A 25,435-nucleotide genomic window follows, 5' to 3' on the forward strand; every position below is an offset into this window, starting at 1 on the left:
GGTCTTTTTTCCTGTCGGGCAGAGGGCAGCATGACATTTCATTTACGGCCCTTCGCGGGCATACTGGTCCTGTTACTTGTTGCCCTTGCCTGCTCGACGGACAGACGGGCAATCCGCCCCCGCGTCATTGCATCCGCCCTGGCCTGCCAGATCGCGGCGGGACTGGTCATGCTGGGCATTCCGGCGGGCCGCAGGGCGCTGGAATCCATCGCGCAGGGCATTGCCTGGGTCATCGACTTCGGCCATGCCGGGATTGCCTTTGTCTTTGGCGGGCTGGCCAATCCCGACCTGGCCAGAAGCATACCGGGCTGGAGCTTCATATTCGCCATCAACGTCCTGCCACAGATCATCTATCTGAGCGCGCTCATCGCCGTGCTCTACCACTACAATATCATGCAGGTCCTGGCCCGTGGCATTGGCATGGTGCTGGCGCGGCTTACGGGTGTGAGCACCATCGAGGCCTTTTCCGCCGCGACCGCCATGTTCCTGGGGCAGACCGAAGTACCGATTGCCATCCACCCCTATCTTGCGCGCCTGAGCCGCAGCGAACTGCTGTCGGTCATGTCCAGCGGCACGGCCTCCATTTCCATGTCGATGCTGGCGGCCTATTCCGGGCTGGGCGTGCCAATGGAATACCTGCTTGCCGCCTCCTTCATGGCCATGCCCGGCGGGCTGCTGTTTGCAAAGATACTGGTGCCGGCCCGCCCCGGCCCGGCCGATGACACCCCGCATCCCACCAGCACCGCCGAAATGCGGTCGGCCAACGTGTTTGACGCACTGGCGGTGGGGGCCACCAACGGCATGCGGGTGGCGGTGGCCGTCTGTACCATGCTGATCGCCTTCATCAGCACGATTGCCCTGCTCAATGCACTGCTGGGCCTGGCGGGGGCCGGCCTGGGTTATCCCGGCCTGTCCATCAGTGGCTTTCTGGGTTTCCTGCTCCGGCCGCTCATATGGCTGCTGGGGGTCCCGTGGGACCAGTGCCGTGTCGTGGCGGGCATCATCGGTACCAAGATCGCAATAAACGAATTTGTCGCCTATGGGGACCTTACACCCTACCTGACCCAGGCCACCCTTCCGCGCCAGACGCTTGCCGTTGCCTCCTTCGCGCTGTGCGGTTTTGCCAACCTGTCCTCCATCGGGGTGCTGATCGGCTCCTTTGGCAGCCAGTGTCCCGAGCGGCGCAAGGACGTGGCCGCCCTGGGCTGGCAGGCCGTGCTGGCAGGCAGCCTGTCCAACATGACCAGCGCCGCGATCGCGGGCATCTTCATATCCTGACAGGCAGCCTGAACAAGGGCTTCCGGCAAAGGCCACCACGCCTCTGGCCCGGCGCGTTCGGAATGCGCCCGGCCCTGCCCCCCTTCCAGCAATAAAGGCGGCACCCGGAAGCTTCCGTCCATGTCTGGACGCCGTTTTCAGACTATAGGCTGGCCAGCGCGCTGGCGCCGATACGGCCAGGCATGTGCCCGGCGCGGCCATGGGCCGCCGTTGCGGCCTGCGCCCCGATGGGCTGCTTGCTGAACAGGGAAGGTCTTGGACCGGATGTTCCTGACAGCCGCCAGAAACAGGCCCCGGGACTCCCGCGCACCGCCCTTGGGCACACACCGGCCCCCGCACGGGTTCATACAGTGTCACGACCCGCGCGACAGGGCGGGCGGATGCATGGGCAGGCATCCCTGCTGCCGGGCAGCAGGCCCGGATCGATCCCGCGCCGGTCCATGCCGCATCCCGGCGCGTATCCATCCTGACCTGTACAAACAGAAAGTGCTGCACGGCCATTGCCGTGCAGCACCAGTACCGTCCCGATGGGGAATACCCGTTATCAGAAGTCGGTGGAAATCGTGCCCGTCATGGAGAAGCGGGGCAGGACGTAGAAGGAAGCACCCGCGCCACCCGCAACGGTCTGACCATTCAGCAGTGTGACCGCGTTCATGTTGTTGGCAACACCCGTCGTGCCGACACGCACGATGGAGCCGGTCAGGTTGGAGAAGTTCAGGCGGATGGTCGGCGTCTTGGCAAAGGACAGCGGCCGGAAGTGATAGCCAACCGCCAGCGTGTCGGTCACGAAGCCCGGCATGCGTTCGTCACCCACCATGGTAACGGATTGCGGGCCGGTATAATGCAGGCTGAAGTTGCCGAAAAAGCCCTGGTTGGCATAGGTCAGGCCAAAGTTCGCCATGACACGCGGCGTGTTGATGGCCTGCTTGCCCTTGGTCGGCAGGTAGGAGTCCCCATACGCGATGTTGGAATCCATCCGGCCATACAGGTATTCAACCGATGCATAGGGGCTGAAATGATGGAACGAACGGCCCGCGATCATGGCATCAAAGCCACGGATCGTCTCGTTACCGGCGTTGATGGTCTCATACTGCGTGGACGGCATGTACACCGACAGCAGGCGGTTGGTGATGCTGGAATTGAACAGCGAGATATCGGCAATCAGCCACTTGTTGTTGAAGCGGTAGCCAAGCTGTTCGGTAATGGAATACTGGTTCTTGGGCAGCGTGGTCACGCCAACCGGCAGGGCGGAGGGCGAAGGCTGGCGGAAATCGCCTTCCGCATTCACATAGATCTGGTGATGCGAGTTGAAGCGGTAGGCAATGGCCAGGTGCGGCAGGGGTGCTGTCGTGTTCTCACCCAGACGCGAGCCGGAGCCGGCCAGCAGGCCACTGGCCCGGTCCCAGTAGTTGGACATGACGAACTTGAAGCCCGCGTTGACCGTCAGCTTGTCGTTCAGGTACTTGGCGCTGTCCTGCAGGAAGAAGGAGTTCAGTTCGTAGCCGGAATGTACGGTGCTGACCAGCTTCTGCCCGTCCACGTTGTACAGCATGGCAGCCGAATTATCGGTCTTGGGGTTACGGCCCGAAGCCATGGTCGCCATGGTGGGAGAGAACTCGGACACGGAGTTGTTTTCATACCAGTAACCGAAGGTGAAGCGGTTATGGCGGTCGATCTTGTAGTTGACCTTGGCCACAACACCCACATCGGGCGACCAGCCCTGTGCGTAATAGGTGCTCAGCAGCTGGTTGCTGGCTGCCTGCGTGCCGTTGTTATAGTAACAGCCGCTGCTGCACGCCGATGTCGCGCCCACGGTACCGGCGGAGGAGCCATCCCAGCCGAAGCCCGTGCTCAGATATGGTGTCAGGTCGAAATCAAGCTTCTTGTTGACCACCACATGGACGGGCGCGCTGACGAAGAACTGGTTCCAGGAATCCAGGTTCCCCTTCCAGTAATTGGCGCCGGCGGCCTGGCTGTTGGACCGGTCGAAGCCTTCGCCCGTATGCTTGTAGTTGTAGAATTCAGCGGCCGTTGCATAGTTGTCGATGGTGAACATCGAGTTATGCCACGACGTGAACAGCTTGATGAAGGAGCCGTTGTCGAAATCCTTCTGCAGGCCGAAATCGACGTGCTTGCGCTCGTTGATGCCGCCACCCATCCACTGCCGTGAATGCGCGTTGGAGAACGACACATAGGCCCGCACGCCCGAATGACCGATATAACCGGACTGCAGGCGAATGAACTCACGCGAGAAGTTGTTGGTGCCGTAGGAAAAGTCGACGCTGCCGCCACGCTTTTCGCTGGGTGTGATCGTGCGTTCGTCAAGCGTGCCCGCGGCGGCGTTCGCGGTTGGCATGTCAACCTGCGAGCTGCCGGGCATGACGTTGACGCTCTCGATATTCTCGGAATCAACGTTCTGCTGAAGGTAGGAAGCAAGCGAGGCCGGCGCGCCGTCCAGCATCAGCCCCATATCCGCATCCGTCAGCCCACGGATGAAGATGGACCCGCCCTTGAAGCCGCCCGGATCGGGCAGGGCGATGCTGACGCTGGGCAGGTTCTGGATCAGGTCCAGCCCGGTGGAGGCAGGGCTGCGCATTTCGATATACTGCTTGCCCACGCTCTGCACCGCATGGGGTTCGGTTTCAACGCGCATCATGCCGCCGCCGCCATCACGGGCATGGCGAGACACATGTACCGCAAGCGTTTCGGGCTGGCTGGACGCCATCTGGTGGGTGGGGGCCGCATGGGCGCGCGGTGTGGATGCCGTGCCCGCGTGCCGGACAGGCGCCTTGCGCCCCGTCGTGTTCTGGACGGTCTGGGCACTGGAAGCGTAACTCGAGAAAACTGTTGAAATTGCGATGGCACTGACCAGAGATCGCAAATAGATTTGAGCCATTTATTTTCACCTTCCGCCACGGACATAAAAATAAAAACCACATACTTTTATTCAAAGTATGCATAAGGCCTTTATTGTCTTTATTCTATTCCGTCCCGCTTCGTGCTTCGCTGCACGTATTCAATAAGATTATGGTAGTATAAATCTTTTCTGGCTCGCAACAAGATTCTAACCATCTGATCAGGTTTTAAAAAACGTTGCATAAATGACACATTGCACCCGGCCAGCAGGCGTCAGGCTGCGCATGATACAGTCATGACACGGGAAATGACGCCTGAATTTCAATATTATTCCATTTATATCAATTATTTATACATATCCCATGCTTGCAGGCGCCACCGCCTGCGCCCCGACATGCCCCTTGCGGTACCGGCGGACGCCCCGCGCCATACCCGCCGCAGGGCCGGCATCCCCACCCGCACGGGGGGTGAATTCATTGCCGATCGTGGCAAAATTATCCCATATGTAACGTCATGCCCTGAACGGGGCATTGCCATAATATTGCATGTTCGAACAAGATGCGGGCCATACGGCATGCCCCGTAACCAACCGATGGCCAACAGGCCGGAACCAGGAAAGCTGTCATTCTTGAAACGCAGGATCATCATAGATACAGACCCCGGACAGGACGATGCCGTCGCGATCTTCCTGGCCCTTGCCTCCCCCGAAATCACGGTACAGGCCATTGTCGCCGTGGCAGGCAACGTCCCGCGTGAACGCACGCTGGAAAATGCGTGCCGCGTGCTGGAAATGGCGGGACGCACCGACATACCCGTCTTTGCCGGCGCCGCGCGGCCACTGCGCCCCGTCCAGACCACGGCCGAGCATGTGCACGGGCCAACCGGGCTTGACGGAATCGACCTGTCCGTCCCCCCCGCCATGGCGGTGCAGGAACACGATGGCGTAACCTATCTGGTCGATGCCATACGGCGCGCGCAGCCGCAGGAACTGACGCTGGTCATGCTGGGTCCGCTTACGGACCTTGCCATGGCGCTGACGCTTGCCCCCGATATTGCCGGGCGCATCCGCGAGGTCGTGCTGATGGGCGGCGCGTGGTCGGAACTGGGCAACATCACCCCGGCGGCGGAATTCAACATCTATGCCGACCCGCAGGCGGCCGACATCGTGTTCAGCGCCGGTATTCCGCTTGTGGTCCTGCCGCTTGATGTCACCCATAAATGCCTTGGCACGCCGGAACGGCTGGCGGCATTGCGGGCGAATGCGAACCGCTGCTCCGTCGCGGCGGCCGACATGCTGTCCTATTCCGAGCGGTTCGACCTGCACAAATATGGCTGGAAAGGCGCCCCCCTGCACGATCCCTGCACGATTGCCTGGCTGGTGGCGCCGGAACTCTTTGGCGGGCGGCATGTGAATGTCGGCATCGAGACCGAAGGCAGGCTTTCGGTCGGCATGACGGTGGTTGACTGGTGGAAGGTCACGGACAGGAAGCCGAACGCCCTTTTCGTGCGTGAAGTCGATTCCGATGCCTTCTACAGCCTTCTGGCCACCCGGCTTGCCACATTGCCCTGACCGGGGCGGGCAGGCAGGCCGGGCCATGCCCGCCTGCCATGCTGCCCCCCGACAGGCATATGAACTTCATTCAAGGATGACGACCATGATGGCCCGCACGCCATGAACACCCCCACAGGTGACGCGGCCCCCCATCCCCCACAGTCCGGCACGGTCATCGGGCATGGCCTGATCATGGTCTTTGCCGCCGCATGCGGACTGATCGTGGCAAATCTCTATTACGCCCAGCCACTGACCGGGCCGATCGGGGCCTCACTGGGCCTTGCGCCGCGATGGGCGGGGATTATCGTAACCGTTACCCAGACGGGCTACTGCCTGGGCCTGCTGCTGATCGTGCCGCTGGGCGACCTGCTGGAAAACCGCGGCCTTGTGGTCTGGATGACACGACTGGTGGCCGTGGCCCTGCTGGGTGTCGCCCTTTCAACCCGCCCGGCCCCTTTCCTGGCCGGGATGTGGCTTGTGGGGCTGCTGTCCGTTGCGGTGCAGGTACTGGTGACATTCGTGACCCACCTGACACCGCCGGCCATACGCGGGCGCGTTGTCGGCACCGTCATGAGTGGCCTCATGCTGGGAATCATGCTGGCGCGCCCGGTGGCCAGCCTTGTTGCGCAGGTCGCCTCGTGGCGGGCGATCTTTGCGCTGTCCGCCCTGAGCATGCTGGTGCTGGCCCGCGTGCTCAACCAGGTGCTGCCCCGGCACCAGGGCACCGGCACGCAGGGCTATGGCCAGCTTCTGGCCTCCATGGCGCACCTGTTCGCCACCACGCGCCCCCTGCAGCGCCGCGCCTTCTACCATGCCTGCATGTTTGCGACATTCAGCCTGTTCTGGACGGTAACCCCGCTGCTGCTGTCCGGCCCGCGGTTCGGTCTGTCGCAGGGGGAGATCGCCGTGTTCGCGCTGGTGGGCGTGGCCGGCGCGGTAGCCGCCCCCCTGGCGGGGCGCGTGGCCGACCGGGGATGGATCTGGAGTGCCACACTGGCCGCGATGGCGCTTACCGCGCTGGCCTTTACGCTGACATGGTTCGTGGCACCCCGGTTTTTCGTCATCGCGCTGGGTCTGGAGGGCATCGTGATCGATTTTGGCGTGACAACCAACCTGGTGCTGGGGCAGCGGGTCATCTTTTCCCTGTCCGCCGCGTACCGGGCACGGCTCAATGCGCTTTATATGGCAATCTTCTTTCTGGGTGGGGCCATCGGTTCGGCCATGGGGGGCTGGGCCTATGCCGCCGGGGGCTGGAACCGGGCCTGCGCACTGGGCATCTTCCTGCCCACCCTGGCGCTGGTGGCCTGCCTGACCGAAAGATTGGGAAAAAGGCAGGCCCCATAAAGGTCATGCCCGGCGATACCGCGCCGCGTGTTCAGTCATCGCTGCCCGGAGAGCGGGGCGCGGCGGGAAAGGCCGAATGGCCCCGGCTTCCGGATGCCGCCACCTGCCCGCCCCCGGCCGCCAGCCGCGCCATCACGACGTAGCTGCCGATGGCACAGGAAAAACCGACAAACCACGAAAGGTTGCGTACGGGTGCGAAAAGCGGCGCGAAAACCAGCGCCAGCCCGCACAGCACGGAAAACAGCAGCGCCCCCATGGCCACGACATTGATCCCGCCACGATACCAGTAAGGGGCCTGCGGGTCCGCCGTGTACAGCGCGCCCATGTCCATCCGCCCCTTGCGCATGATGTAGTAATCCGCCAGCAGCACGCCGGTCAGCGGGCCGATGAACGTGCCCAGTATGTCCAGTGTCAGGTGAATCACATCGGGCCGGGCATACAGGTTCCATGGTGTGACCACAATAGCACCCACGGCCGCGATCAGTCCCCCCCTGCGCCAGTTTATGGCATGCGGTGCCATGTTGGAGAAATCAAACGCCGCCGAAACGAAATTGGCCACGATATTGACACCCGCCGTGGCCGTGACAAACGTCAGCACCCCCAGCGCCACCGCCGTCGGGCTGTCAATCTGGCTGACCACTTCCACCGGGTCCACCATCAGGCGGCCAAAGACGGGACGGGTCAGCACGATTGTCAGCAGGGTCAGCACCGAAAACCCGATGAAGTTGACCGGTAGCCCCCAGAAATTGCCGCGCCGGATATCGGCCATGCTGATGCCGTAACGCGAAAAATCACCAAAATTCAGGGCAATGGGTGAAAAATAGGCCACGATCAGCGCGGTTGCGTTGATGATGCCCAGCATGCGCGCGCCCATGCCCTGTGGCACGACACCCAGCACGTCCAGCGAGACATGCCCCCCTGCCCGCCACAGCAGCCAGCCATCCAGCCCGATCATGACCACATAGATCACGGGACCGGCCCAGTCGATGAACCGCCGGATCGTCTCCATCCCGCGCCAGAACACCGCACCCTGCAACCCCCACAGGAACAGGAAGCACCCCCACCCCAGCGTGGACAGCCCCAGCAGGCCATGCAGGCGCACATCCGCCCAGGGGCCCAGGTCCGGCCACTGCCGCAAAAGCAGGACCAGCACCGCGTTGGAGGCAAGCCACGTCTGGATACCGTACCAGCCCACAGCAATGATGCCACGCACAAGGCCCGGAATGACCGCGCCACGTACGCCAAAGGCCATGCGCGCCATGACCGGATAGGGCGCGCCGGAATGGAAGCTGGGCTGCGCCACCAGGTTGCAGATCACCTGTATGACGACAATCCCCGCCACCAGCGCAATGAACACATCCCCCGCCGGCAGCCCCATGGCGAACAGGCTGCCCGCCGTAATATAGCCCCCGATGCTGTGCACGTTGGACATCCACAGGGAGACATAGTCAAACCACTTCCAGCTCCGCGCGCGTACGGGGGCCAGATCCTCGTTCACCAGATGGCTGTCCATGTGGTCCGTACGGCCTTGCATGGCGTTTCCCTTTTTAATCCGTTCCAGCGAAGATATAATCTTGACCATCAAGTCAGAATAACAATACGGTCCCGATATGGAATGACAAGCCCGTTCTGAACGCGCGCCACCCAACAGGAGATAAGGTACGGTCATGCTTCATGTAAAAGGCGGCACGATTGTTACGGCCGATCGTACATTCAAGGCCGATATCCTGTGCGATGACAAGGGGCAGATTGCCACCATCGCCCCCGATATCGCCACGCCCACCGGCTGTGACGTCGTGGAGGCTGATGGCCTGCTGGTCATGCCCGGCGGCATCGACCCGCACACCCATCTGGAAATGCCCTTCATGGGCTCGGTCGCCAGCGATGATTTCTTTACCGGAACGGCGGCCGGCCTTGCCGGCGGCACCACCTCGGTCATCGATTTCGTCATCCCCGAAGTGGGCGGCTCCCTGCTGGAAGCGTGGAAGGAATGGCGCGGCAAGGCGGAAAAGGCAGCGGCCGACTACGCCTTCCACGTAGCCGTCACCCACTGGGATGACCAGGTGCCCAGGGACATGGAAACACTGGTCAATGAATGCGGGGTCAATTCCTTCAAGCACTTCATGGCCTACAAGAACGCCCTGATGGTGGATGACGATGTGCTGCTGCACTCCATCCGCCGGGCGGGCGAACTGGGCGCGCTGTGCACCGTCCATGCGGAAAATGGTGACGCGGTGGCCTACCTGCAGGCAAAGCTGCTGGCGGAAGGGCAGACCGGGCCGGATGCCCACCCGCGCTCGCGTCCGCCCACGGTGGAGGGCGAAGCCGCCCAGCGCGTGATTGCCCTGGCCGGGCTGCTGGATGCGCCGGTCTATATCGTCCATGTCTCGACACAGGAAGCCGCCCACGCCATTGCCGAGGCCCGCATGCGCGGCCAGCGCGTGTATGGCGAGGTACTGCCCCAGCACCTGGTCTTTGACGAAAGTGTGTACACCAACCCCGACTGGCTGACGGCCGCGCGCTTTGTCATGAGCCCGCCCTTCCGCCCCAAGCACCACCAGCATGCACTGTGGGCGGGCCTGACTTCGGGCCAGTTGCAGACCACGGCCACCGACCACTGCTGCTTCTGCGCGGGACAGAAGGAAAATGGCCGCACCAATTTCACCCACATCCCCAACGGCACGCCGGGGATCGAGGACCGGATGAGCATCCTGTGGCACCATGGCGTGGTGTCCGGCCGCCTGTCGCCGCAGGAATTCGTGGCCATCACGTCCACCAACACCGCGCGCATCTTCAACATGCACCCCCGTAAGGGCTGCATAGCCGAAGGGGCGGATGCCGACCTGGTACTGTGGGATGCCACCGGCACCCGCACCATTTCCGCCGCCACCCATCACCAGAACGTGGATTACAACATCTACGAGGGCATGACCGTGACCGGTGTTGCCCGCCGCACGATCAGCGCGGGCCGCGTGGTGTGGGATGATGGTGACCTGCGGGTAACACGCGGCGCGGGCCAGTATATCGCACGCGCGCCCCTGCCCCGTGGCCACAAGGCCGTGTAACACGACATGCCGGGGGCACGTCCCTGTGCCCCCGGACCAATGGTTACAGGCGGGACAGGCGCTCGACCACCAGGTCGTACACACCCTCCACGTCCACTTCGCGCATGAAAAGCGCGTTCTTTTCCTTCCCGCTGATCCCCCACCAGTCAACCACGCTCATGCCCATGGTCAGCGGGCTTGCGGTCTCGATTTCCACATTGACCTCACGCCCGCGGTACAGGTCGGGCCGGAGCAGCCAGATCACGGTGTTGGGGTCATGCAGCGGACCACCGTCGGTGCCGTATTTCGTGGCCTCGAAGCGTTTTTCAAACCGCAGCCACGCCGCGACAATCGGGCCGATCCGGTTTGGAATACGCTCGATCCGCGCAAGGCGCGCGGCGCTGGTATGCAGCTGATGGGTCACGTCAAGCGGGAACACGACCAGCTTTATGCCGGAACGGAACACCATTTCAGCCGCATGGGGGTCAACATAGATATTGAACTCACCCGTGGGTGTTATGTTGCCCACTTCGGAAAACGCGCAGCCCATCATCACGATCTGGCCGATGCGCGTGCGCAGCGCCGGTTCACGCGCCAGGGCCAGGGCGATGTTGGTCAGCGGCCCGATGGTGCACAGCGTGATGGCACCGGGCGGGTTTTCCATGACCGTACGGATAATGAAGTCAACCGCATGCCCCGGTGTGGCGGCACGGCTGGGTGGCGGCAGGTCGACCCCTTCAAACCCCGTGCGGCCGTGCACATGGGTCGCGTTCACACCCGGACGCAGCAGCGGGCGGTCGGCGCCGGCATGGACGGGTATGTCCGTGCGCCCCACAAGGTCGAGTGTCTTGAGCGCGTTTTCGGTGGTCTGCTCCACCGATACATTGCCCGCGACCGTGGTCACGCCCAGCAGTTCGATCTCCGGGCTGGCCAGCGCCAGCAGGATGGTCAGGGCATCGTCCTGCCCGGGATCGGTGTCGATAATGATCTTCATGCATGCTCCACTGGAGAAAAATCGCAGGCCGCCTTCCGGTCGGCCGGCGCGGCGCCGGATTAGACCACCCGCACGCCCAAAAGGCGATACAGCCGGGGCGGAATTGATTACCGTTGTTTCAGAACGAAAAGAAAGGAACCCCATGAGCATCCAGCCCCCCCCATCCCTCCCGCGCGCGCCACGCATCTACCTTGCGGGCGATACGGTGTTCCGCCCCGGCGCGGCGGACCTGTTCCGCGCCATGAAGGCCATCTGCGCCCGGGCCGGTCTGGAAGGTGTCTGCCCGTTTGACGGGCAGGCCGAGGTCGATGACCTGGCCCCCGGCGCGCAGACCAGCCTGCTGATCGCCCGCCTTGACCGTGACCTGATGGATGGATGCGATGCGGGGGTCTTCTGCCTCGACCCCTTCCGCCGCGCGGCCGACATGGACCCCGGCACCGCGGTGGAGATCGGCTACATGGCGGCCCAGGGCAAGAAGCTGGCGGGCTATACGGTCGATGGCCGCCCCTATCCGCAGAAAGTGGCGCAATACCGCCGCGCGGCATGGGGGGATTCATTGCGTGAAAGAAAAGGCAATGGCGGCAGCGGCACGACGGAAGATGCCGATGGCCTGATCGTCCATTCCGAAGGCATGGTGCAGAACGCCATGACCGAGGGCTTCATCCGGCTTTCCGGTGGCGAGATTGCCGTGGATGCGGACCTGCTGACCGCCTTTGGCCTTGCCATCACCAACCTGGCCTCACGCCTGCGGGCATGATGCCGGGGCTGCATCAAGGAACGGACTGACATGGATCTTTCCCGACGGGACCTGACCAGACTGCTTGGCACCGGGCTTTTCCTTGCCCCCACCGGCCTGGCCCGCGCGCGCGCGGCCGGGGTGGCGTGGTGGAAGGATGTGGTGGCGTACGAGATCTATCCCCGCTCCTTTCAGGATGGCAATGGCGACGGGATCGGGGATTTCGTGGGCATGGCCGAACGGGTGGACTACCTGGCCGATCTGGGCATTGGCGCGGTATGGATTGCCGCGTGCTTTGACTCCCCCAATGCCGATAACGGGTATGACGTGCGCGACTACCGCAAGATCATGCCCGATTTTGGCACCATGGCGGATTTCGAGCGGTTCATGGCGCGGGCCAAGGCACGCGGCATCCACGTCATTCTGGACATGGTGTTCAACCATACCAGTGACGAGCATGAATGGTTTGTCCACAGCCGCAGTTCCCGCACCAACCCCTATCGTGACTACTACATATGGCGCGACGGCCATGACGGCGGGCCGCCCACCAACTGGAAGGCCGCGTTCGGTGCCGGGTCGGCATGGCAGCTGGATGCCACGACGGGCCAGTATTACCTGCACACCTTTGTCAGCAAACAGCCTGACCTGAACTGGGAAAACCCCAAGGTCCGCGCGGCACTGTACGACATCCTGCGCTTCTGGGCGCAGAAGGGGGTCAGCGGCTTCCGCTTCGATGCGATCACAAGCCTTGCCAAGCCCAGCGTCATGAAGGACTTCATACCCGGCCAGCATCCGGGCCAGGCGTCCTTTGCCGAGGTCGGGCCAGGGCTCGATGCCTATCTGCACGAAATGCACACCCATGTCTTTGCCGGAACCGACCTCTACACCGTGGGGGAAGCATGGGGGGCCACGCATGACGCCATCATCAGGATGACCGATGACCGGCGGGGCGAGATCACATCCGCCTTCCGCTTCGACCTGCAGCTGAAGGATGCCGATGACTGGCGCAAGCTGCCATGCAGGCTGGAGGACATGCGTGCCTTCAATGCCGACAATGCCTTCAATGACAACCCGCATGTCTGGCCGCTGGTCTATCTGGAGGACCATGACTTCCCCCGCGCCGCCTCGCGTTACGGCTCCGCCCGGCCGGAATATGGCGCGCGCTCGGCCAAGCTGCTGGGCATGATGATGCTTTCGCTCAGGGGCACGCCCTATATCTATCAGGGCCAGGAAATCGGCATGACCAATTTCCCCTTTGAACGGATCGAGCAGTACGACGACGTGCAGGCCCATAACGGCTGGCGTAACGAGGTGCTGTCGGGCCGTGTTCCTGCGGCACAATACCTGAGCAACCTGGCCCAGGTCAGCCGCGACAACGCCCGCACCCCCATGCAGTGGGATGATACGCCGCATGCGGGCTTTACCACCGCGCGCAGGCCATGGTTCGCGGTCAACCCGAACTACCGGCAGGTCAATGTCCGCGCGGAAAGCGCAGACCCGGATTCCGTCCTGTCCTTCTACCGGGCCATGATCCGCCTGCGCCGGGCATGGCCCTGCCTGTCCGGCGGGCAGTATGAGGACATTTCCGTAACGGGCAGCCAGGTCTACGCCTATACCCGCCGCGAAGGCGGGAAGGCCGTTGTGGTCATCCTGAATTTTTCCGATATCGCGGCCCCGTTCACCCTGCCCGGCCACCTGCGCGCGGGTCCGTGCCTGATGGGCAACATGACGCCCCCTGCCGCACTGGCGGGCGGCAGCCTGGCGCTGCGACCGTGGGAGAGTGTGATCTACCAGCTTGTCCCGTCCTGACCCGGTGGCATGCAACCCGGCGGTGGGGCGGGCGTTGAGCGTGCTCCACTCCAGCAGGTGACGCATGCCGCCGGTCAGGTTCACCGCCCCTACCCCTGTCGTGGCCATTCCCGTGCGCAACGAGGCCGAACGGATCGCAGCCTGCCTGCATGCGCTGGCGGGGCAGCAGGGCGCGCGGCTGGCCCACGCCGTGCTGCTGCTCAACAACTGTACCGACGCCACGCGCGATATGCTGCCCGCACTGGCGCCGCACCTGCCCTTTGTCGTGCATGGGGTGGAGCGCACCTATCCCGCCCCCCTTGCCCATGCGGGTACCGCGCGCTGCGAAGCCATGGAAATTGCCGCGTCCCTGGCAGGGCCGGACGGCGTGATCCTGACAACCGATGCCGATGGCACCGTGGCCCCCGACTGGCTGGCCAATACCCTGGCCGCCTTCGAGGAAGGGGCGGATGCCGTATGTGGCCGTGCCCTGATCAACCCGGCGGACGCTGCCCTCATTCCCATGCACCTGCATGAGGATGACCGGATGGAAACCGGCTACGGAATGCTGCTGGACCGCATCCATGACCTGGTGGACCCCGACCCGCACGACCCGTGGCCCCGCCATGCCGAGCATTCCGGTGCCAGCATTGCCGTATCCGTGGTCATGTGGCGGCGCGCGGGCGGCCTGCCACCGCTGCCATTGGGCGAGGACCGGGCCTTCCTGAAGGCGGTGCGACGGGTGGACGGCGTGATCCGCCATGCGCCCGACGTGCTGGTTACGGTATCGGGCCGCACGCTGGGCCGCGCGCGCGGCGGCATGGCCGACACCATGGCCCGCCGCCTGCTCAGGCAGGATGACCTGCTGGACGAAAGCCTTGAACCCGCCCTGACCTGCCTGCGCCGCGCCCGCGCCCGCGCGGCCCTGCGGCGGCTGCGCGCCCTGCCCCGCATGTCCGGGCAATGGGGGGTGGAGATGTGCGGGCTTGCGTACCAGCTGGACCTGCCCCCGGCCGAAGTGGAGCGGATGGCGCGCGCGCATTTCCTCGGCGTGGCGTGGGACGGTCTGGAACAAGCAAGCCCCGCGCTGGTGCGCGTTCCCGTCCGGCGCGCGGAACTGGCCACGCATCACCGGCAGGCACGGCGCGTGGTGCGGCAGTTGCTGGCCCGCCGCTCGGCCACGCGGACGGCGCACAGGCACCGGCAGCCAGTAAATTGAGAAGAGACCCTAAAAAACCTGCCCGGCCCATTTCTCCTGCCCATGGGGCCGGGGGCACCGCCGCCTGCGCGCTGCCACGCACGGTGTCCCGGCTTGATGCGGGACGGTAGCCGGAAATCCCTGTCAGCGTGCCATTTCTGACCGGTTTTCAGTCCGTCATGGCTGTATCCGCCCCATCCCCGCCATCCGCAAGCATGTCAAGGCGGTAGCCGACATGACGGCGGGCATGGACCACCCGCAGCCCCGCCCGCAGGCAGCAGGCCACGAAGTGACGGGCCGCCTCATCGCCGGTGCAGGGCGTATCGGTCGGGCCGGTCCAGTTCACCAGCATGATCGGGGCACCGGACCTGCGCACCCGCAGGCACTGGCCGGCAAGGCGCGTGATATCGGCGGGGGAGAGGAAATACAGCAGCTCCGAAATCACGATCAGGTCACACCCCCGCGCCGGCAGGGCGGGAAAGCCGCCGGGCAGGTGCCCACGGTAGAACGACACCCCTTCCCGCCCGGTACAGCGCAGCCGGGCACGCCGGAGTGCGATACGGGACACATCCACCGCCAGCAGCCGGTCACACTGCCGCGCCAGCCGTGCGGTCATCACCCCGATCGAGCAGCCCAGTTCCAGCGCGTTCATGAAATGCCGGCCCGCCAGCAGGGCAAGGGTCTGGCGGTATTTGCGCCGCTCGTAGGCACTTGTGCCCACGCCCCACGGGTTGGCATGACGGATGTGCAGGCGCTCGAACACCGCGCGCGGCCAGCTATGTGTGTTCATGGCCTGACAAAGACCTCAAAATCCGTGATCAGCGCATCCAACAGGGTTTCGGGCAGGGTAAAGCCGGTCGGGTCATCGGTAATCAGGCCGCCGTACTGGCTTTCATGCATCCGCACCGCCTGTGCCTTCGCCGCGCGACAGGCGGTGATGTCCAGCCTTACGCCATGCGGTGCCCCCTCATCCATTTCCCTGTCCGGCGCAAGAAGCCAGCCCCATACGGGATAGGCCCACAGCGCGAAACCACCCTGCTGGCACAGGGCAACGCCGGTTTTCCATGTTGCTTCATGATCGCAATGCGGATCGGCCCACCATGGGGCAAGCACCGTGGCGCAGCCATGGCGGCGGGCCAGCCCGGCCAGCGTGGTCACGACCCGCGTGAACAGGCGGCCTTCATGCGGAACTGCGGTATCGGGCAGGTTAAGGAACACGACACGCTGGGCCGCAAGCCCAAGGCAGGCCACCGCGCGCAGGGTTTCCCCCTGCCGCTGCATGCGCAGCCGGGTGGCGGGCCAGCCGGATGAATGCGGATGGGACGCCACGCCATCGGTCATGACCACCACAAGCGGCGGCCGCCCCGCCGCGCAGCACGCGGCGATCAGCCCGCCACAACCAAGGCTTTCATCATCAGGATGCGGCGCCAGGATCATGGCCGTGCCCGGCACGATGTCAGCCAGCGGCACCACCGGCAGCGCATGCAGGGCGGCGTGCAGGGCGGCGGCCTTCATCATGTTGCCTCCATGCGGGGCAGGTCACGGTGGGTGAACCATCCGGCGGCCTCGCACAGGGTCTCGTCCGGGGCGGGCTGGCGCAGGTAGGTGGCCAGGTCACGCAGCAGGCGCTCGGCCGGATTGGTACGCACAAAGGCCGCAAGCCCCAGCCCGCGCTGGACCAGTCCGATCACCTCCAGCCCCGCCCGTTCCACCGCAAGGCGGGCAAGGTTGACGGTGGCGGCAATATCACCCGTGGCATGCCGGTCGGGGGCGGCGGCCAGCATGGCGGCCCTGTGCGTCCATAAGAACGCGGTTTCCGCCGCGATCAGCGCATCACCGATCCGCGCCTGCTGGGCCGGGGCCTGTGCGCGCCCGCGCGCGGCAAGCTGTTCACGCAGTACAGTGGCCAGCCGTTCAATCCCGCCCAGCGCCACGGCCATGGCCCGCCATGCCCCGGCCGAAAACTCGGGCTGGCGCAGGTAATCCCCCGCCTGTCCCACCATGCATTCCGCCTGCACCACCATATCGGTAAAATCATACCGCCCCGTGCCCGCGCCCCGCATGCCCGCAAGCCCGTCGGGGCCATGATGGACGCGCGATGTATCCGCCACCCCCACCAGCAGCATGTGCACATTGCCCCCCTGCGTTGCCGCCGTGACAAGGGCATGCGTCACATGCCCCACACCGGAGGCAAAGGCCTTGCCGCCATGCAATGTCACGGTACCGTCACCCGCTTCCATGGCCAGCGGCTGCGCGCCATCGGTCACCCACACGCCAAACAGGGCGCCGTCATGCACCGCCGCTGTCGCCTGCGCCATCCGGGCCTGCGTTCCATAGCAGGCGATCAGGCGCAGCGCGTTCACATGCCCCTCCACAATGCGGCCCAGCGCCAGGCTGCCGTGGCCTACCAGACGCAGCATATGCAGCAGCCCCGACGCGCCATGGGCTTCGGTGCCAAACCCGTGCCCCCCGCATGCCTGTGGCAGGGCGGCCGACAGCACGCCCAGCGCCCGCAGGCGGTCCAGCCCGTGATGGGGGAAGGCGGCCGGGCCATCATTGATGGTGGCTTCCGCCTCCAGTTCCGCGCGGCAGGCCGACAGGGCTTCAAAGGGAAAGGTCATGAACCGGCCGATCATGTCTGGCGGGAATACCAAATCAGGCGGACTGGGGCACGATGCCGATCAGTTCGTCCGCGCGGGGTTCACGCACCGGTGGCAGGGCCATGACCTGATCGGGCAGTGCTACGCGGGCGGGCGGCATGGGGGCCAGCGCCTGTGGCTGGCCGGTCAGCAGCGCGCGCTCGATCGCGGCAAGGACACGCACGTCACGCAGCCCCTCGTCCCCATCGGGTTCAGGGTCATGGCCGTGAAGGATGCAGTCGGAAAAATAGGCGATCTCTCCCCCGAACTGCTCCACCGGGTCATGACGGCGGGTTTCCTTGCGCCCGTCGAGGGTGGTGGTATAGGTAATGCCGACATCGGGACCAAACATGTAGCATGGCGTGGCCAGGACACTCCCCCTGTTGCCTGTCAGGGTAAAATTCTCGACCGGCGCGCAGGCATAGCTGACCAGGAACTGCGCCATCTGCCCTTCGGCAAAGCGGAGCGTAACCGAGACCGTATCGTCAAAATTGAACCCGCGCCCCGGTGTCCTGCTACCCACGGCATGGACTTCGGCCGGTTCGCGCGCAAACAGGTTGCGCACCGCATTGAGCGGATAGGTGCCCATGTCCGGCACCGGGCCGGACCAGTAGCCGGAATGGCCGCGATGGTTGGCTTCGGAAAAATTCTGCCCGAAGATGGACGTGAACGCCATAAGGTGCCCGAAGTCACCATTGCGGCAGCGTGAGATCAGTTCCAGCGTGCCCGGCTCGCAATGCAGGCGGTAGGCGACCATCAGCCTGCCACCGCCGCGCCTTTGCGCCTCCAGCATGGCTTCGCAGTCCTCCACGCTGGTGGCCATGGGTTTTTCCACCATCAGGTGCAGCCCCGCTTCCAGCACCGGTACGGCATAACGCCGGTGCAGCGCGTTGGGGGTGGCCAGATAGACCGCGTCAATATCGCCCGAATGGATCAGTTCAGGCAGGTCATCATAATGATACGCCGGAATATCGTATCGCGTGGCCAGCCTGCCTGCCTTTTGCGGGTCGCCCGTCACCAGTGCGACCAGCGTGGAATTGCTGGCGCGCGCCATGCCGGGCATGAAGGCCTGCTGCGCGATCTGGCCACCGCCAATCACGGCATAGCGGACCCGGGGCTTTTCGGTATTGCGGGACATGGCGCTCTTCCACGTTATTGCCAGATACCCTGATGAACGTGACGTGCCGCCGGGGGTTGCGCCCTGAACCGCCCTGCCTTTTTCTGTGCCACAATCCAGTAATGACGGTCATGGGGCGGCAGGTTACGGTGTAACGGGCCATTTATATTTGCCCGATACGGAACCTGTACGATGCGGCCCACGTTCACCGGCCGGCACCCCGGTTACGGGCACGGGCCATGGCATCTGCGTCCCACGTCCAGTGCCGACCCGCATCCGTGCTGATGGACAACAGGCCAACAGGCAAGGCAGGAGCATACGGGCATGGAGGAGCAAACCGTCACCACCCGCTCCCCGCCGCGCACGCCCGCCCCGGCATGGACCCCGTTCATCCAGTCTGTCCATCCTGCCACCCTGGCCCGGCCGCAGCGGTGGGAGGCGGTGCTGTCCCGCTGCGCCGATGCGGGCTTTACCGAAATACTGGTCGCCCCGCTTTTTGCCAGTGGGGCTGATCCCTTCCTTGTCTCGTCGCATCATGAGACCGGGTCCATGCCGGCATGGACCGCGCCGCTGCCCGACAGCCTGGGCGCGCTGGCCCGGCTGGGGCGCCGCCATGGGCTGGCCATCCTGCTGGACCTGCCGCTGGACCGTATTGCCCGTGATGGCGCACTGGCGCGCCACAGGCCGCAATGGTGCCTGCCCGACGGGGCGGATGCCCGTGCCGCCCGGCTGGACTACGGCGCCCATGAAGCCGAAATCGTGGCCTACTGGCAGGAAATCACCGCCATGCTGCTGCATGCGGGCATTGCGGGCTTCCGCTGTGATGCCCCACAGCGCCTGCCGGTGGCCACGCTGGCGCGCATCATTGCCGCAACCCGGCAGGTCCGGCCCGGCTGCCGGTGGATTGGCTGGACGGTGGGGCTGGACCATGCCGGCACGCTGGCCATTGCCGCAACCGGGGTGGACATGGTCGCGTCCTCCGTTGCGTGGTGGGACCGGACTGCCCCCTGGCTGGGCGCGGAACGCCACGGCCTGCCGCCCCATACCGGCCTGCTGGCCTGCCCCGTGCCACTGGCGGCCAGCGCGGCGGTGGGGAATGAAACCCCGCCCGGCATGGCGCTGCGGCTGGCTGCGGCAATAGGGGACGGAGTGCTGGTGCCTGCGGGCTTTGGCGACCCGCCTGATGCGCCGGGGCAGGCCGATGGGCCGTTGCCCCCGTATCGCCCAGCCCTGCACGCCGCCCTGCGCCATGCCGGGCGGATGGTCCACGCCAACGCTCTGCCCGTTCCCACCAACCGGGACATGCCGGTCATGACCGTGGACGGGCTGACGGTCATGACCCGACAGGGCGACACCCGCCGGGGGGAACCCGCGCCGCTGCGCCTTGTGCTGGTCAATCCCTCCACCATCCGGCCCGCGCAGGCCCGGCTTGCGCCGCTGCTGGCGGAACGGAACAGCAGTTTTGCCTTTTGTCACGCCATTGACGGTGAACCCGACTTTGCGCCATCCCCCACGGGGGAGGTCACGCTGGCGCCGGGCGCGATACGCGTGCTGCAGGTCCGCCCGCAACCCGCCCTGCGCCGCCCCGTAGCCCCCGCCACCCCGGACCTGCGTACCCTGCCGCGCATTGTCATTGAAGCCGTGGCCCCCAGCGTTGACGCCGGGCGTTTCCCCGCCAGGGCGGTGACTGGCGACAGCGTGGCGGTGGAGGCCGATATCTTCATGGACGGGCACGACCTGCTGCGTGCCCGCGTGCTGTGGCGGCCCGAAGGGGACGCCACATGGCGCCATGCCGCCATGCAGCCCATCGGCAACAGCCGCTGGCGGGGTTACATCGCGCCGGACCGGGTCGGGCCATGGGTATTCACGATCGAGGCATGGCGGGACGATTTTGGCACCTATGTACGCGACCTCGCCCGCAGGCGCGCGGCGGGCGTGATGGACACCGCCGACATTGCCGATGGCCGCGCGCTGCTGGAACACACCATGCACGCGGCACCCGCGCCCGTGGCGCGGGAACTGGCCCCCATGATGGACCATCTGGCCACGCTGGACCATGACAGGGCGGCCGAACTGCTGCTTGCCCCCACCACCGCAACCATGGTGGAGCAGGCGGACCGGCGGCCATTCCATGCCACGCTGGCCGCCCCGCTGCGCATATGGGTGGACCGCGGGGCGGCGCGCTTTGGCAACTGGTATGAACTCTTTCCCCGTTCGCTTGGCACAACACCCGGCGCGCATGGCACGCTGCGCGACGTGATCGGGCGCCTGCCCGCCATCCGGGCCATGGGGTTCGGGGTGCTGTACCTGCCCCCCATCCACCCCATCGGCCATGTCAACCGCAAGGGGGCGAACAACGCGCGGCAGGCGCGCGCGGGTGATCCGGGCAGCCCCTATGCCATAGGCAGCAGCGCGGGCGGCCATGACGCCATTCATCCCGAACTGGGCACGATGGCGGATTTCGATGCGCTGGTTGCCGCCGTGCGGGGACATGGCATGGAACTGGCGCTGGATTTTGCCATCCAGTGCGCGCCCGACCACCCGTGGCTGGCGGCCCACCCCGAATGGTTTGCCCACCGGGCCGATGGCACGCTCCATTACGCGGAAAACCCGCCCAAGAAATACGAGGACATTGTCAATGTGGATTTCTATGCCCCCACCGCCATCCCGCCATTGTGGCAGGCGCTGCTGGACATCGTGCTGTTCTGGGTGGACCGGGGCGTGCGGATTTTCCGCGTCGACAACCCGCATACCAAGCCGCTTCCGTTCTGGGAATGGCTGATCGGGCAGGTACAGGCCCCCCATCCCGACGTGCTGTTCCTGGCCGAGGCCTTTACCGCGCCCAAAATGATGTACCGGCTGGCCAAGGCCGGTTTTACGCAATCCTACACCTATTTTACATGGCGCACGACCAAGGCCGAACTGATCGCCTACATGACCGAACTGACCACGCCGCCGGTCAGTGATTTCTTCCGCCCGCATTTCTTTGTCAACACGCCCGACATCAACCCCCTTTTCGTGCAGGAATCCGGTCGCGCCGGTCACCTGATCCGCGCGGCACTTGCCTGCACGCTGTCGGGACTGTGGGGGCTGTACGCGGGGTTCGAACTGTGTGACGCCACCGCCCTGCCGGGGCGCGAGGAGTATCTTGATTCGGAAAAATACCAGATCCGCCAGCGTGACTGGGCGGCGCCGGGCAACATCATCGCCGAGATCACGGCGCTGAACGCACTGCGCCTGCGCCACCGCGCGCTCCAGAGCCATATGGGCCTGCGGTTCTACACCATCTTCAATGACCGGATCGTGTATTTCGGCAAGATGGCGCCTGACCAGTCCGACATGATCCTGGTCGCCATAAGCCTGGACCCGGAGGCCGCACAGGAAGCGGATTTTGAAATTCCCCTGTGGGAATGGAAACTTTCCGATAATGCCTCCCTTCTCTCCCATGATCTGCTGGACGGGCGGCATGCCGTGTGGACCGGCAGGATACAGCATGTGCGCCTTGACCCCCGCGACAGGCCCCATGCGATCTGGCAGGTCAGCCCGGCAGGAGGGACAGCCCCATGAAACGCGCCGCCAGCCAGCTGTCCGATGACCCGCTGTGGTACAAGGACGCGGTGATCTACCAGGTCCATATCAAGTCCTTTTTTGATTCGGATAATGATGGCATCGGCGATTTCCGTGGCCTGACATCCCGGCTGGACTATATTGCCGAACTGGGGGTCAACACGGTGTGGCTGCTGCCCTTCTATCCTTCCCCCCGGCGCGATGACGGCTATGACATATCGGCCTACCGCGCGGTCCACCCCGATTACGGCACACTGGCCGATGTACGCCACTTCGTGCAGGCGGCGCATGCGCGCAACATCCGCGTCATTACCGAACTGGTCATCAACCATACATCGGACCAGCATCCGTGGTTCCAGCGCGCCCGGCAGGCCAGGCCGGGATCGGTCGCGCGCAATTTCTATGTCTGGTCGGATACACCGGACCGCTACGCGGACACGCGGGTGATCTTCTGCGATACCGAGACCGCGAACTGGACCTACGACCCCGTGGCGGGCGCGTTTTTCTGGCACCGCTTCTATGCCCACCAGCCCGACCTGAACTTTGACAGCCCGCATGTGCTGACCGCCATACTGGGGGTCATGTCGTTCTGGCTGGAACTGGGCATTGACGGCCTGCGGCTGGATGCCATTCCCTATCTGGTGGAACGCGAGGGCACGTCGAACGAAAACCTGCCCGAGACACACGCCATCCTGCGCCGCCTGCGCACGGCGCTTGATGCGCGCTTCAGGAACCGCATGCTGCTGGCCGAAGCCAACCAGTGGCCGGAGGATACCAGCGAGTATTTCGGCAATGGCGATGAATGCCACATGGCCTTCCACTTCCCGCTCATGCCGCGCATGTACCTGGCCATGGCGCGCGAGGACCGCTTCCCCATAACCGACATCATGCGCCAGACACCGGACATACCGCCCGGCTGCCAGTGGGCCGTCTTCCTGCGCAACCATGATGAACTGACGCTGGAGATGGTAACCGACAGCGAGCGCGACGACATGTGGAACACCTATGCCGCCGACCGGCGCGCGCGCCTCAACCTTGGCATCCGGCGCAGGCTTTCCCCCCTGCTGGAGCGTGACCGCAGGCGGATCGAACTGCTCAACAGCCTGCTTTTGTCCATGCCCGGCACGCCGGTGCTGTATTATGGCGATGAAATCGGGATGGGGGACAACATCCAGCTGGGCGACCGCGATGGCGTGCGCACGCCCATGCAGTGGTCGCCTGACCGCAATGGCGGGTTTTCCCGCGCCGACCCCGAACGCCTGGTGCTGCCGGTTATCATGGACCCGCTTTATGGTTACGCGGCGGTCAATGCCGAAACCCAGCGCCGCGATCCATATTCGCTGCTGAACTGGATGCGGCGCATGCTGGCGGTGCGTGCGCGCACGCAGGCCTTCGGACGGGGCGTGCTGACCTTCCTGTCACCGGGCAACCGCAAGATCCTGGCCTATCTGCGCGCATACGCGGACGAGACGATCCTGTGTGTCGCAAACCTTGCGCGTTCGGCGCAGGCGGTGGAACTGGACCTGTCGCCCTTCGCGGGCCGGGTGCCGGTGGAAATGATTGCCCAGAGCGTGTTTCCCCCCATCGGCCAGCTACCCTACCTGCTGACCCTGCCGCCCTACGGCTTCATATGGTTCCGCCTGTGCGCGCTGACCGACAGCCCCACATGGCATGTGCCTGCCCCCGAACCCCTGCCCGAACTGCGCACACTGGTGCTGCGCCACGGCATGGGCGATGTGTTCACGCCTGCCGCCCGCCAGGTGCTGGAAAAGGAGATCCTGCCCGCCTACCTGCCCGTGCGGCGATGGGCCGCCGCGCGCGGGCAGCCGGTCTCGGCCGTGCATGTCGGCATGGTCGTGCCGCTGGGCGCGCAACTGGTCCTGACCCGGATCAGCGCGATGGTGGGCACGCAGGAAGCCAGCTATTTCCTGCCGCTGGACATTGCGTGGGAAAGCGGGAGCCTGCCCGCCCTGCCCCAGCAGCTGGCGCTGTGCCGCGTGCGCCGGGGCCGCAGGGTGGGCTACCTGACCGACGGGTTTACCCTGCCCGCGCTTGCCACCGAATTCATGGCGGCGTTCGCCCGCACGGCCCGCCTGCAGGCGGAGGATGGTGAAATCGTCTTTGACGCCACCCCCGCCCTCCATGACCTGTCCCTCCCGCCCGATGCCCCCATTCACTGGCTCAGTGCCGAGCAGAGCAACAGTTCACTGGTCATAGCCGACAGGGTGGTACTCAAGCTGCTGCGCCACCTGCACCCCGGCATCCACCCCGAGGCGGAGATGACCGCCTTCCTGACCCGCCATGGCGCAACAGGCATCGCGCCCTATCTGGGTGACGTCACCCATATCGACGCCACGGGCACGCCACATGTGCTGGCCATTGCGGAAGGGTTCATGCCCAATCAGGGCGATGGCTGGAGCTGGAGCGTGAACTACCTGCGCGCCACCGCCACCGATCTGGCGCTGAGCGGTGATGAAGCGGCGGAGGACCGGGCCGATCACATCGCCTTCTTCCACCGCCTTGGCCTCCGGCTGGGCGGGATGCATGCGCTGCTGGCCCGGCCGGTGGCGGATGCGGCCTTTGCCCCGCAGGCCGCGACACCCGCCATCGTGCAGGGCTGGGTTGCGGATATCCGCGCGGGCATCACGGCGGCGCTGGACAGTCTTGAACACCGGCCCGACCCGCCCCAGCCGGACATGCGGGCGCTGGCAACACGGCTGTGCGCCGAACGCGCCCGGCTGCTTGAGCGGGTGGAGGAACTGGCGCGCGGCGCGGTGGGCACGCTCATGACCCGTATCCATGGGGATTTCCATCTGGGCCAGGTCCTGGTGGTGGAAAATGACGTGGTCATCATAGATTTCGAGGGCCAGCCCATGGTGCCGTTGGCCGAACGCCGCGCCCGACACAGCCCGCTGCGCGATGTGGCGGGGCTGCTGCGCTCGATCGCCTATGCGGTCGAGACCGCACGGCTGGACGGGGGCGAGACCGGCAGCCACCCCGGCGCGGAACAGTCGGCCGCGCGTTCCAGCGCCTATGTCACCGCCTTTGGCGAGGAAGCGGGCCGGATATTCCTTGAAGGGTGGAAAAGCGGCATGGGGGATGCCATGGCCGCGATCGGCACCACGCCGGTACTGGCCGACCTCCTTCAGCTTTTCCTGCTGGAAAAGGCGGCCTACGAAATCCGCTACGAAGCCGCGAACCGCCCCGGCTGGCTGGCCACCCCCATGGCGGGCCTGGCGGCGCTTGCGGGGCTCCCCCCCCTTTCACCAGAGGAGACGAAGGGGCAGGCCCCGGCCTGACCCGCCCGGCCACCATGCGCGCG

General features: G+C 65.1%; 16 protein-coding genes. 9 read left to right on the forward strand and 7 right to left on the reverse strand.

What is annotated here, in order from left to right; all coding sequences use genetic code 11:
• The first annotated feature begins 30 nt into the window (after positions 1–30).
• On the forward strand, positions 31–1,278 hold the full coding sequence (locus CFR78_RS04565) for a NupC/NupG family nucleoside CNT transporter (protein ID WP_007398326.1): 1,248 nt from the start codon (positions 31–33) through the stop codon (positions 1,276–1,278).
• Positions 1,279–1,822: 544 nt separating this feature from the next.
• Here the strand turns inward: CFR78_RS04565 and CFR78_RS04570 are convergent.
• Positions 1,823–4,174, reverse strand: a complete 2,352-nt coding sequence (locus tag CFR78_RS04570) for a TonB-dependent receptor (RefSeq protein WP_034927742.1) — start codon at positions 4,172–4,174, stop codon at positions 1,823–1,825.
• 552 nt (positions 4,175–4,726) lie between these two features.
• Here CFR78_RS04570 and CFR78_RS04575 point away from each other — a divergent pair.
• Complete coding sequence (locus CFR78_RS04575; RefSeq protein ID WP_166498189.1) at positions 4,727–5,704, forward strand: nucleoside hydrolase; 978 nt, start codon at positions 4,727–4,729, stop codon at positions 5,702–5,704.
• Positions 5,705–5,806: 102 nt separating this feature from the next.
• Positions 5,807–7,030 (forward strand): MFS transporter, encoded by a 1,224-nt coding sequence (locus CFR78_RS04580; protein WP_007398319.1) that lies wholly within the window; start codon positions 5,807–5,809, stop codon positions 7,028–7,030.
• A gap of 31 nt (positions 7,031–7,061) precedes the next feature.
• Here CFR78_RS04580 and CFR78_RS04585 read toward each other — a convergent pair whose 3' ends face one another.
• Positions 7,062–8,564, reverse strand: a complete 1,503-nt coding sequence (locus tag CFR78_RS04585) for an NCS1 family nucleobase:cation symporter-1 (protein ID WP_050800660.1) — start codon at positions 8,562–8,564, stop codon at positions 7,062–7,064.
• A gap of 133 nt (positions 8,565–8,697) precedes the next feature.
• Here CFR78_RS04585 and hydA point away from each other — a divergent pair, with 133 nt between their 5' ends.
• On the forward strand, positions 8,698–10,095 hold the full coding sequence (gene hydA / locus CFR78_RS04590; protein WP_034927745.1) for a dihydropyrimidinase: 1,398 nt from the start codon (positions 8,698–8,700) through the stop codon (positions 10,093–10,095).
• Between the two features lie 43 nt (positions 10,096–10,138).
• On the opposite strand, the gene CFR78_RS04595 is transcribed toward hydA, so the two are convergent.
• Positions 10,139–11,068 (reverse strand): nucleoside hydrolase, encoded by a 930-nt coding sequence (locus CFR78_RS04595; RefSeq protein ID WP_034927748.1) that lies wholly within the window; start codon positions 11,066–11,068, stop codon positions 10,139–10,141.
• A 142-nt stretch (positions 11,069–11,210) separates the two neighbouring features.
• Here CFR78_RS04595 and CFR78_RS04600 point away from each other — a divergent pair, with 142 nt between their 5' ends.
• The 3 genes from CFR78_RS04600 to CFR78_RS04610 all read left to right on the forward strand — a co-directional run bounded on the left by CFR78_RS04600 (position 11,211) and on the right by CFR78_RS04610 (position 14,811).
• The gene (locus CFR78_RS04600) at positions 11,211–11,825 is read left to right on the forward strand and encodes a nucleoside 2-deoxyribosyltransferase (RefSeq protein WP_051671996.1); all 615 of its coding nucleotides are present in this window, start codon (positions 11,211–11,213) and stop codon (positions 11,823–11,825) included.
• Between the two features lie 30 nt (positions 11,826–11,855).
• Positions 11,856–13,613, forward strand: coding sequence for an alpha-glucosidase (locus CFR78_RS04605; protein WP_034927750.1), 1,758 nt, complete (start codon positions 11,856–11,858; stop codon positions 13,611–13,613).
• 64 nt (positions 13,614–13,677) lie between these two features.
• Positions 13,678–14,811 carry a glycosyltransferase gene (locus CFR78_RS04610; protein WP_034927753.1) on the forward strand — a complete coding sequence of 378 codons (1,134 nt, stop codon included), beginning with the start codon at positions 13,678–13,680 and terminating at the stop codon, positions 14,809–14,811.
• 148 nt (positions 14,812–14,959) lie between these two features.
• On the opposite strand, the gene CFR78_RS04615 is transcribed toward CFR78_RS04610, so the two are convergent.
• Genes CFR78_RS04615 through CFR78_RS04630 form a run of 4 tightly spaced genes read right to left on the reverse strand, consistent with a single transcriptional unit; the run spans position 14,960 to position 18,567 of the window.
• Entirely contained in the window at positions 14,960–15,580 is a 621-nt protein-coding gene (locus CFR78_RS04615) for an SAM-dependent methyltransferase (protein ID WP_034927755.1), read from the reverse strand.
• The gene (locus CFR78_RS04620) at positions 15,577–16,305 is read right to left on the reverse strand and encodes a PIG-L deacetylase family protein (RefSeq protein ID WP_034927900.1); all 729 of its coding nucleotides are present in this window, start codon (positions 16,303–16,305) and stop codon (positions 15,577–15,579) included. Before CFR78_RS04620 ends, CFR78_RS04615 begins: the two co-directional genes overlap by 4 nt.
• Positions 16,305–17,411: an acyl-CoA dehydrogenase family protein gene (locus CFR78_RS04625; protein ID WP_110581026.1), complete on the reverse strand. Its 1,107-nt coding sequence runs from the start codon at positions 17,409–17,411 to the stop codon at positions 16,305–16,307. The genes CFR78_RS04620 and CFR78_RS04625 overlap by 1 nt, the downstream gene beginning before the upstream one ends.
• 34 nt (positions 17,412–17,445) lie before the next feature.
• Positions 17,446–18,567 carry a Gfo/Idh/MocA family protein gene (locus CFR78_RS04630; RefSeq protein WP_034927758.1) on the reverse strand — a complete coding sequence of 374 codons (1,122 nt, stop codon included), beginning with the start codon at positions 18,565–18,567 and terminating at the stop codon, positions 17,446–17,448.
• Positions 18,568–18,870: 303 nt separating this feature from the next.
• Between CFR78_RS04630 and CFR78_RS04635 the strand changes: the two genes are divergently transcribed.
• Both CFR78_RS04635 and treS read left to right on the forward strand, forming a co-directional pair.
• Positions 18,871–22,113: an alpha-1,4-glucan--maltose-1-phosphate maltosyltransferase gene (locus CFR78_RS04635; protein ID WP_034927760.1), complete on the forward strand. Its 3,243-nt coding sequence runs from the start codon at positions 18,871–18,873 to the stop codon at positions 22,111–22,113.
• Entirely contained in the window at positions 22,110–25,412 is a 3,303-nt protein-coding gene (gene treS / locus CFR78_RS04640; RefSeq protein WP_034927767.1) for a maltose alpha-D-glucosyltransferase, read from the forward strand. Before CFR78_RS04635 ends, treS begins: the two co-directional genes overlap by 4 nt.
• Positions 25,413–25,435: the final 23 nt, after the last annotated feature.

Source organism: Komagataeibacter rhaeticus (assembly GCF_003207855.1).
GTDB classification, from domain to species: Bacteria; Pseudomonadota; Alphaproteobacteria; order Acetobacterales; family Acetobacteraceae; genus Komagataeibacter; species Komagataeibacter rhaeticus.

Coding starts and splice junctions, on each gene's coding strand:
- CFR78_RS04565 (WP_007398326.1), top strand. CDS start 31: ATGACATTTCATTTACGGCCCTTCGCGGGCATACTGGTCCTGTTACTT.
- CFR78_RS04570 (WP_034927742.1), bottom strand. CDS start 4,174: ATGGCTCAAATCTATTTGCGATCTCTGGTCAGTGCCATCGCAATTTCA.
- CFR78_RS04575 (WP_166498189.1), top strand. CDS start 4,727: ATGGCCAACAGGCCGGAACCAGGAAAGCTGTCATTCTTGAAACGCAGG.
- CFR78_RS04580 (WP_007398319.1), top strand. CDS start 5,807: ATGAACACCCCCACAGGTGACGCGGCCCCCCATCCCCCACAGTCCGGC.
- CFR78_RS04585 (WP_050800660.1), bottom strand. CDS start 8,564: ATGCAAGGCCGTACGGACCACATGGACAGCCATCTGGTGAACGAGGAT.
- hydA (WP_034927745.1), top strand. CDS start 8,698: ATGCTTCATGTAAAAGGCGGCACGATTGTTACGGCCGATCGTACATTC.
- CFR78_RS04595 (WP_034927748.1), bottom strand. CDS start 11,068: ATGAAGATCATTATCGACACCGATCCCGGGCAGGACGATGCCCTGACC.
- CFR78_RS04600 (WP_051671996.1), top strand. CDS start 11,211: ATGAGCATCCAGCCCCCCCCATCCCTCCCGCGCGCGCCACGCATCTAC.
- CFR78_RS04605 (WP_034927750.1), top strand. CDS start 11,856: ATGGATCTTTCCCGACGGGACCTGACCAGACTGCTTGGCACCGGGCTT.
- CFR78_RS04610 (WP_034927753.1), top strand. CDS start 13,678: ATGCCGCCGGTCAGGTTCACCGCCCCTACCCCTGTCGTGGCCATTCCC.
- CFR78_RS04615 (WP_034927755.1), bottom strand. CDS start 15,580: ATGAACACACATAGCTGGCCGCGCGCGGTGTTCGAGCGCCTGCACATC.
- CFR78_RS04620 (WP_034927900.1), bottom strand. CDS start 16,305: ATGAAGGCCGCCGCCCTGCACGCCGCCCTGCATGCGCTGCCGGTGGTG.
- CFR78_RS04625 (WP_110581026.1), bottom strand. CDS start 17,411: ATGACCTTTCCCTTTGAAGCCCTGTCGGCCTGCCGCGCGGAACTGGAG.
- CFR78_RS04630 (WP_034927758.1), bottom strand. CDS start 18,567: ATGTCCCGCAATACCGAAAAGCCCCGGGTCCGCTATGCCGTGATTGGC.
- CFR78_RS04635 (WP_034927760.1), top strand. CDS start 18,871: ATGGAGGAGCAAACCGTCACCACCCGCTCCCCGCCGCGCACGCCCGCC.
- treS (WP_034927767.1), top strand. CDS start 22,110: ATGAAACGCGCCGCCAGCCAGCTGTCCGATGACCCGCTGTGGTACAAG.